At 39.3% G+C, this 7444-nt stretch carries 8 protein-coding genes and 1 pseudogene; 6 read left to right on the top strand and 3 right to left on the bottom strand.

The genetic code is table 11. The annotated features are described in order from the left end of the window. Positions 1 to 4: 4 nt before the first annotated feature. From VB077_RS08510 to VB077_RS08525, 4 genes are read left to right on the top strand one after another with little or no spacing between them, the layout of a single operon-like run. Positions 5 to 982, top strand: coding sequence for an MBL fold metallo-hydrolase (locus VB077_RS08510; protein ID WP_323414799.1), 978 nt, complete (start codon positions 5 to 7; stop codon positions 980 to 982). Beyond that, complete coding sequence (locus VB077_RS08515) at positions 979 to 1713, top strand: ABC transporter ATP-binding protein (RefSeq protein ID WP_323414800.1); 735 nt, start codon at positions 979 to 981, stop codon at positions 1711 to 1713. The genes VB077_RS08510 and VB077_RS08515 overlap by 4 nt, the downstream gene beginning before the upstream one ends. Continuing rightward, positions 1703 to 2719: an ABC transporter permease gene (locus VB077_RS08520; protein WP_323414801.1), complete on the top strand. Its 1017-nt coding sequence runs from the start codon at positions 1703 to 1705 to the stop codon at positions 2717 to 2719. Before VB077_RS08515 ends, VB077_RS08520 begins: the two co-directional genes overlap by 11 nt. Positions 2720 to 2735: 16 nt before the next feature. Next, a complete protein-coding gene (locus VB077_RS08525) occupies positions 2736 to 3734 on the top strand; it encodes an HlyD family secretion protein (RefSeq protein ID WP_323414802.1) in 999 nt (332 codons plus the stop codon). Positions 3735 to 3960: 226 nt separating this feature from the next. Here VB077_RS08525 and VB077_RS08530 read toward each other — a convergent pair whose 3' ends face one another. After that, on the bottom strand, positions 3961 to 4326 hold the full coding sequence (locus VB077_RS08530) for a PDZ domain-containing protein (RefSeq protein ID WP_323414803.1): 366 nt from the start codon (positions 4324 to 4326) through the stop codon (positions 3961 to 3963). Positions 4327 to 4526: 200 nt separating this feature from the next. Beyond that, the gene (locus VB077_RS08535) at positions 4527 to 4772 is read right to left on the bottom strand and encodes a hypothetical protein (RefSeq protein WP_416337047.1); all 246 of its coding nucleotides are present in this window, start codon (positions 4770 to 4772) and stop codon (positions 4527 to 4529) included. Positions 4773 to 4875: 103 nt separating this feature from the next. Between VB077_RS08535 and VB077_RS08540 the strand changes: the two genes are divergently transcribed. Together VB077_RS08540 and VB077_RS08545 are read left to right on the top strand one after the other, a co-directional pair. Continuing rightward, positions 4876 to 5415: a sigma-70 family RNA polymerase sigma factor gene (locus tag VB077_RS08540; protein ID WP_323414804.1), complete on the top strand. Its 540-nt coding sequence runs from the start codon at positions 4876 to 4878 to the stop codon at positions 5413 to 5415. Then, the gene (locus tag VB077_RS08545; protein ID WP_323414805.1) at positions 5415 to 6176 is read left to right on the top strand and encodes a DUF4367 domain-containing protein; all 762 of its coding nucleotides are present in this window, start codon (positions 5415 to 5417) and stop codon (positions 6174 to 6176) included. Before VB077_RS08540 ends, VB077_RS08545 begins: the two co-directional genes overlap by 1 nt. A gap of 170 nt (positions 6177 to 6346) precedes the next feature. Here the strand turns inward: VB077_RS08545 and VB077_RS08550 are convergent. Then, positions 6347 to 6548, bottom strand: a pseudogene (locus VB077_RS08550) (phosphodiester glycosidase family protein); the annotation flags it as partial. Positions 6549 to 7444 lie beyond the last annotated feature (896 nt).

Raw genomic sequence — 7444 nt, forward strand, 5'->3', positions numbered from 1 at the left:
TAAAATGGTACGTGAAGTATTCCCGAAGATTTACCTCAACGAAATTCCTCTTCCCAATAATCCGTTAAAAGCACTGAATAGTTATATTTTTGTATCGGCTAAACGAAATCTCATCATCGATACGGGATTTAACACTAAGGTTTGCAAAGATGCTTTTCTGGCGGGTGTAGAGGAACTTAACATCGACCTTGCAAAAACGGATTTGCTTTTAACTCATATGCATCCCGATCATACCGGATTGGCTGATGACTTAAAGAAATTAGGCTGTAAGGTTCTGATCAGCAACAAGGACGGCAGGCTGCTTAATTTCACGAGGACTTGGGGCTCCAGTGTATACGCGGAATTAAATAATGCACTTGATTTAGGAAAAGAGGGTTTCACCGGGTCCAAGGAATTTGGTAAAAAGTCGACTGAAATTTTAGAATATTACCCACTCGCTGAGGGTGATGTTATCGAAATCGGTTCATATGAGCTGGAAATTGTAGATATTCCGGGACATACACCGGGGCACATTGGGTTATTCGATAGAAGAAATAAGCTGTTCTTTTCCGGTGACCATATTCTTAATGAGATTACACCGAATATTACGTTTTGGGCTCATGAATTCGATAGTTTGGGTAGCTTTATTCAAAGCCTCAATAAAATATACGAGCTTGATATCGATACGGTCTTTCCGGCACATCGCAGTATTATCAAAGATTATCGGAAGCGGATTGAAGAAATCATTGCTCATCATGGGGAGCGTTTAGATGAGGTTTCCCAAATTATTCGTAAGGAGAAGAAAACAGCCAGTCAGACTGCAGCCGAAATGCAGTGGTCGCTAAGTTATGATAAATGGGAAGACTTCCCCGGAACACAGAAATGGTTTGCGTCCGGGGAAGCCATGTCTCATCTAGAGCATTTAGTCTTTCAAGGTAAGGCTCAAAGAATCCAAGAGAATGGGACGATCTATTACGCTTTGCTAAAGAATGAGGAACAATGATGGAAGAAAGTTGTATCGTCCTCAAGAGCGTTAATCGGGATTTCGGCAAAAAGCGTATTTTGAAGGATGTTGATTTACAAATTCCTTATGGCCATATCTATGGTTTATTGGGTCCTTCGGGGTGCGGAAAAACGACGATTGTAAAGATTATGGCTGGAATTCTTGAACCCACTTCCGGGGAAGCCTATGTCTTAGGAGAACGCATGCCCAAACTCAGTTTAATGAAAAGGATTGGGTATATGGCTCAAGGTGATGCACTTTACTCGTCCCTGACAGCTGCTGAAAACCTGAAGTTTTTCGGCTCAATGTATGGAATGTCCAAAGCCCAGATTAAGACAAGAACTGCTGAAGTTATGCAGCTTGTCAATCTTTCCGATCATTTAAACAAACCGGTTCAGTCGTATTCGGGAGGGATGAAACGGCGCCTTTCCCTGGCTATTGCAATTTTACATAATCCACCTGTCCTAATCTTGGATGAACCCACCGTTGGCATTGATCCGGTCCTCAGAAAAAGCATTTGGCAGGAGCTTAACTTGCTTGCTGATCAAGGCGTTACAATTCTTGTCACGACCCATGTCATGGATGAGGCGGATAAATGTCATAATCTGGCGATGATGCGAGAGGGACGTTTGATTGCGAAGGGGACGTCTCGTGAATTACAGGATAGAATAGGTGTCCACAGCCTTGAAGATGCGTTTATTTATTATGGAGGAAATCAGTATGAGGGTTAGAGCCTTGACATTGCGGATTTTAAATCAACTGCGTCATGATAAGCGGACTCTGGCCTTGATGCTGGTTGCCCCCATTTTTTTGATCACTTTGGTCTATTTTATTTTGGCTGATTCGTCAACCGCAGTTAAAGTAGGGGTGATCAATGCTCCCGAAAACTATATCCAAAATCTTGAGAAAAATAATGTGACGGTTTCCCGCTTTAGCCAAAATGAAGCACGGGACGCTTTGGAGCAGAGAAAAGTCGTGGCCACACTCAATATGGTCAATGGTAAATCGATAATTGAAGTTGATGGGAGCAACCCGACCAAAGCAAAAACAGCCATAGCGGCGTTCGAAAAAGCTAAGGCTGGCAACACGATACAGCGTCCTGATCTGCGTCCAGAGGTCAATTACATTTATGGTACGGAGGACTTATCCTCGTTCGATAATTTTGGCGCAACTTTGATTGGTTTTGTCATTTTTTTCTTTGTCTTTTTAGTTGCTGGAATTTCTTTTCTGCAGGAAAGAACGAGCGGTACTTTGGAAAAGCTTCTTTCCATGCCCTTGCGACGCTGGGAAATTGTTGTGGGCTATGTTCTTGGTTTTGGACTGTTTACCGTTTTACAGTCCTTAATCTTTTCCTGGTATTGCGTTTATGTTCTGAAGGTCATGATGGTTGGCTCTTTCGCCTTAATCACTCTCATTACCTTATTGGCTGCGATTGTTGCTCTCACCTTAGGAATTTTGGTCTCTACTGCGGCGAGCAATGAATTTCAAATGGTGCAGTTTATTCCGATTGTGATTATTCCGCAGCTCTTCTTTTCCGGATTGTTTGATCTGCCGCCTTCAATCCAGCTTTGGGGACGGGCGATGCCCCTTTATTATGTGGCAGATGCCTTGACTGAAGTCATGTTAAGAGGAAGCGGATTAGCGGTCATTGCCGAAGATCTGGTGATCCTTCTCGGATGTTCTCTCCTTTTTATGGTACTCAATACACTGATGCTTAAGAAATACCGTCGCATTTAAGTTTGGGGGAATTTCAATGAAATGCGCCTTTAAAATCGCCGGCCTGCTATTTTTCTGCTTAACCCTTGCGGGGTGTTCCCCTTTTCAGCAAAGCACAAGCCTAGTGCTGAAAGGCGTGGTAGAAACCCAAATCCTGTCTCACTATAGCGAAGTTCCCGGGAAAATCATCCAATTACCGATTGAACTGGGACAGCACGTAAAATCGGGAGATCTTATTGCAAAATTGGATGACAGCGATGAACAGTATGCTCTGGAACAGCTGAAAGCAGCACTTCGGATAAAACAAGCTGTACTCAAGGATTTAACAGGGGGAAGTGACCCTGCGGAAATTAAGCAGGGAGAAAACAATGTTATCCTTGCGCAAAAAGCGATCGAGCGAGCGCAAATTGCCTTCGACAGCGCTCAAAAGGATTATGAGACGGCTCAGGCTTTATTTCATGAAGGGACAATCGCGCAAACGGCTCTTGATGCTGCAAAAAATAAAAAGCAGCTTGCAGAACTTGATCTGGCAGCTGCCAAAACCCAATTGGATAATGCGAATCAAAAATTAGTTTTATTAGAAAAAAAGGGAGATTCGGAGAAAATAACCTCGGCCCAAGCTGATATTGACCTGACAGAAAGTCAGATCCGTCAAAAAGAAGAGAAGTTAACAAAATATAAGATAACAGCCCTGGGAGATGGAACGATTATCAGTTCCAATTATGGATTAGGGGCGCTAGTGTCTGCCGGATCAAATTTGGCGGATATTGCGGTTGAAACCGAAAAGTATTTGGTCGCCTATCTCCCAGAGGAGTATCTTTCGAAAATTGACTATGGTCAGGAATTAGTGATCAGAAGCGGAAACGGGGAGTACAAGGGAACGGTCAGTTTTATCGATTTAGAAGCCCAGTATACCCCTAAGGATATGCAAACCTCAGCCAACAAGGATAAAAAAAGCGTTAAAATAAAGGTCCGGTTGGCTGAGGATTCTCCGTTAAAAGTCGGCGAAAGCGCGGAGCTACATATAGATAAATAAAATAACGATTATGCCCGATAGCGTAGATTCACGTATAGAAGTGAACGATTCACGAAGGGGCGTGCAGGTAAACGAAGCTTTCGTAGCGTAGCGAAGCCAGTGGTTCACATCAGGTCGAGTTCCCTGGGGTTTGGCGTAGCTGCTTCGAAAGCGAGTGAACCAGCTCCGAAGTGCCTAAGTGAACGGATATACGTGAATCTACATGACCATAAGTTATCAGCAACCCTTAATTGGATTGCAGTTCGCCGAGCGTAGCTTGGACATCTTGAGTCTTGCCATCGCGAATAAGGGTAATCTTAACGGTATCGCCTGCTTTATATTTATAGAGCTCACGAATTAAATCACCGGAATTTTTTACGGTACTATCGTTAATCTTAGTGATGACATCCCCTTGCTTGATTCCGGCTTTGTCGGCAGGCCCGCCTGCAGAGACTTCAGCAATATAGGCGCCAACAGGTAAGTTATGGCTTTGAGCGTAAGCGATATAGGCAAATTGTATTTTGAAATGATCGTTAGCTTTAGGACTTTCTAAATGTGTATTGATTTTTGTTTTGTAAGCGTCAAATTTGACGCTTAATTTTATAGGACCCAATGAAAAAGGTTACTTTTGCTATATGAATAACTTTATGGACATTTTGTGGAATGTTTAACCATAAGTTACTAGAAATTGTAGGAATATAGGATGCTTAAATTACTATACAAAAAGTAGATATTTTAATGAGGGACTTTTGAAGGAAAGCTCTACCGAATTGTAGCCAATATTCCTGCGTCCATTTCGCATATCGTATCGCATTACCTATCAATATCATCCGAGCTATGGGAGGTAATTAAAATAGTTTTCCCCTCATCTTTAAGCTTCAGCAAAAGCTGTCTGATATCTTCGACACCATGCCTATCTAAACCATTCATGGGCCCCTCCAATATAGGAATAGAAAGATATTCCATAATTGCTTGTGCAATGCCAAGACGTTGATGCATCCCTAGAGAATATTTACTAACCCACTTTTTGCTCTTAGGGTCTAATCCAACACGCACCATGGTCCTTTTTATTCTTTTTATAAAATAGGACTTTAGACCTATAACAGAAAAAGGTAATTTTGTAAGTAAACTAGAAAAGTAATGAGTAATAAGGAGGCGAGGAATGATGGGATCATTTATCGATAAAACAGACCAGCTGGAGTCATTCAACCTTTTATTTAAACAAAATTATACTAAGATCTTTTTAACAATATATTTTTATACTAATGATCGGTATATTGCCGAAGAAGCCGTTCAACAGGCTTTTATAATTGCCTTTAAAAAGATAAACGATCTAAAAAATAAAGATAAGTTTGTTTCATGGGTAACTTCAATTGCTATTAACGAAGCTAAACATTTATTAAAAAAGCAATCCGAAGATAAAATCATTTCTCTAACTGATATTCATCAAAACTTATACTCAAAAGATATAGAGGAGAGCGTAGATATAAAAAATGACGTTCAGAATGTCCTAAAACAATTAAAGGACCAAGAAGCTGAAATCTTAGTCCTAAAATATATTACGGATTTACCCCTTCGGCAAATATGTGATTTATTGGGTATAAATATTTCTAATGCAAAAATAAGATTACTTAGAGCTAGGAAAAGCTTCCGAAGCTTGATTGAGGAGACTTTTAACAAAGAAATAGGGGGTGGACTCTAATGCCTATACCTAAAAATGAACTTGATGAGCTTATTAAAGAAAAAATAACATTAGAGTTAAAATCTCAAATTGAGCTTCCAAATGTTGATGAACAGTGGGAAAAGATTGAAGATGAGTTAGGAAAAGAGAATATAATTTACCAGAGAAAATATTCCAATATATTTCGAAAGAGAATAGCCTGGGTTGCTGTAATTTTTCTTATTGCCGGTTCCATTAGCTTGATTAAACCAACTATCTCCAATGCCTTTGGGGAAAAGATAGTGGGATTTTTTAATTATATAGTAGGCCAAACTACACAAAATAAGACTGAAATCTATAAACAACCCGATGAAACTGGTGTACCTCAGGTAAAAAATCTAGGTTCTGCTATTTCGAAAGAAGTTACTTTGTCACAAGCTAAAACAATAGTTCCTTTTAAATTAGCAGAGCCGAGTTACCTTCCCCTTGAAACTAAAATCAGAAAGGTTACTGTCACAAATCTAGGGGCAGATATCTATCAAGTTGACATTGAATATGAGTTTAAGAATAAAGTAATTATTTTCAACCAACAAAATAGTTCTAACGCTTCATCACGAGGTTCATTATATGATACCGATGATACAAGCGTTAAGAATCTACTGATTAATGGAAATCCAGCCATGTTATTTAAAAGTAAAAATAATATTTGTACTCTAAATTGGCAATCGAGAGGTATTTTACTTCAAATTACAGGCGAATTAGAAGAAGATGAAATTATAAAAATTGCTAACTCTATTCAATAAAAAGGCCTTTATCGGATAGACAAGGATTCTAGCCTAAACAATAAGGATTTAGGGTAAGATAGAACAATTAATTTTTAGGTTATTTAATGTCTATAGAAAAGAGACCCCGGTAAAAAGCCTAAAACCAGGGTGGAAGTCTAATCCTTTCTTGGTGGAGATTGCAAGAAGTCTTATGGCATAACGACAAAGGCTGTAGCCATATAACGCTCGCCAAAATATTCCAAAGCTGGTTCTCGGCTTTGCCGTTATAAAACATTCAGAAGAATACCTGCCATCAAGATTTACAGCATTAACTGCATGATAATCCTAAAAAACATTCATCAGGTCCCTTAGAGTTGCTCTAATACTCCAAGTCGGTTGACGTCTATCAATACCTCTTAAGTAATCTTTACAAACAAGTAAAAGCGGGTAATCTTTATAAGATAGTTACCCGTTTTTTCTATGAGGTGATGACTGTTAATTTGCACCAAATGTAACAGTTTAAGTAAGCATCGCCAGTAGCGCGAATCCATTCGCATCTTCTGGATGACCTTTCAAAGTGACGGTGCATTTTTTCTATCATTACTCAGGGAATATGATCCTGAATCGACCTCAAAGTGGTACCCCGTGTGACCAGAAGGCCATTGGGAGTCATAACCTCGGATGCTTTCGTATCAATTGCTCTAGTTGCACTAAATACAGTTGAATCAAGAAACATTTCCGAGTTATTACTGATAGGAGCTGTCTGCGTATCTTTTCCCTCACATACCGAGGTAAGCCGAACATTCTTTGGTCATTTGCGTTTTAGCACTTTCAGAAGTATTGTTCGTTATTTTACTTTGTTGTTTGGTACGATGTATTGTCAAATTAATAATATCGGTAATATTAGTGCAACGTGTTTCCTTCTCCCTATGGTATAGCTCAATATAATCCGTATTTTCCTTATGAGATATATAGCTTCTGTGAAGGATTAACCACTTTTGCTTATACTACCGTCTAATGCTGTATATTGAGCAAAATAAGCCTATACAAATTCGAGGATAAAAGAACCATGAAAATTGATTTTTGTTTATAAAAAATTATATGGAAATTTCAAAAATCTTGTAACCAAAACTATCCCCCAAACACTCTTATTAATGAATAAATTAATGATTTCACTGCAAAAACCCCATTAACCTGACCGTCATAAGAAGGATATTTATCTCTCAATGTTGAATTATTAAGCATAAAGAAGTAATTGATTGAACGATTGAGATAAATCGGTTTCTTGGGGGTATTTGAAGATGTTC

This window comes from Desulfitobacterium sp. (assembly GCF_034927245.1).
In the GTDB taxonomy this organism is placed as follows: domain Bacteria; phylum Bacillota; class Desulfitobacteriia; order Desulfitobacteriales; family Desulfitobacteriaceae; genus Desulfitobacterium_A.

Coding starts and splice junctions, on each gene's coding strand:
- VB077_RS08545 (WP_323414805.1), top strand. CDS start 5,415: ATGCCTATACCTAAAAATGAACTTGATGAGCTTATTAAAGAAAAAATA.
- VB077_RS08515 (WP_323414800.1), top strand. CDS start 979: ATGATGGAAGAAAGTTGTATCGTCCTCAAGAGCGTTAATCGGGATTTC.
- VB077_RS08520 (WP_323414801.1), top strand. CDS start 1,703: ATGAGGGTTAGAGCCTTGACATTGCGGATTTTAAATCAACTGCGTCAT.
- VB077_RS08535 (WP_416337047.1), bottom strand. CDS start 4,772: ATGGTGCGTGTTGGATTAGACCCTAAGAGCAAAAAGTGGGTTAGTAAA.
- VB077_RS08525 (WP_323414802.1), top strand. CDS start 2,736: ATGAAATGCGCCTTTAAAATCGCCGGCCTGCTATTTTTCTGCTTAACC.
- VB077_RS08510 (WP_323414799.1), top strand. CDS start 5: ATGGTACGTGAAGTATTCCCGAAGATTTACCTCAACGAAATTCCTCTT.
- VB077_RS08540 (WP_323414804.1), top strand. CDS start 4,876: ATGATGGGATCATTTATCGATAAAACAGACCAGCTGGAGTCATTCAAC.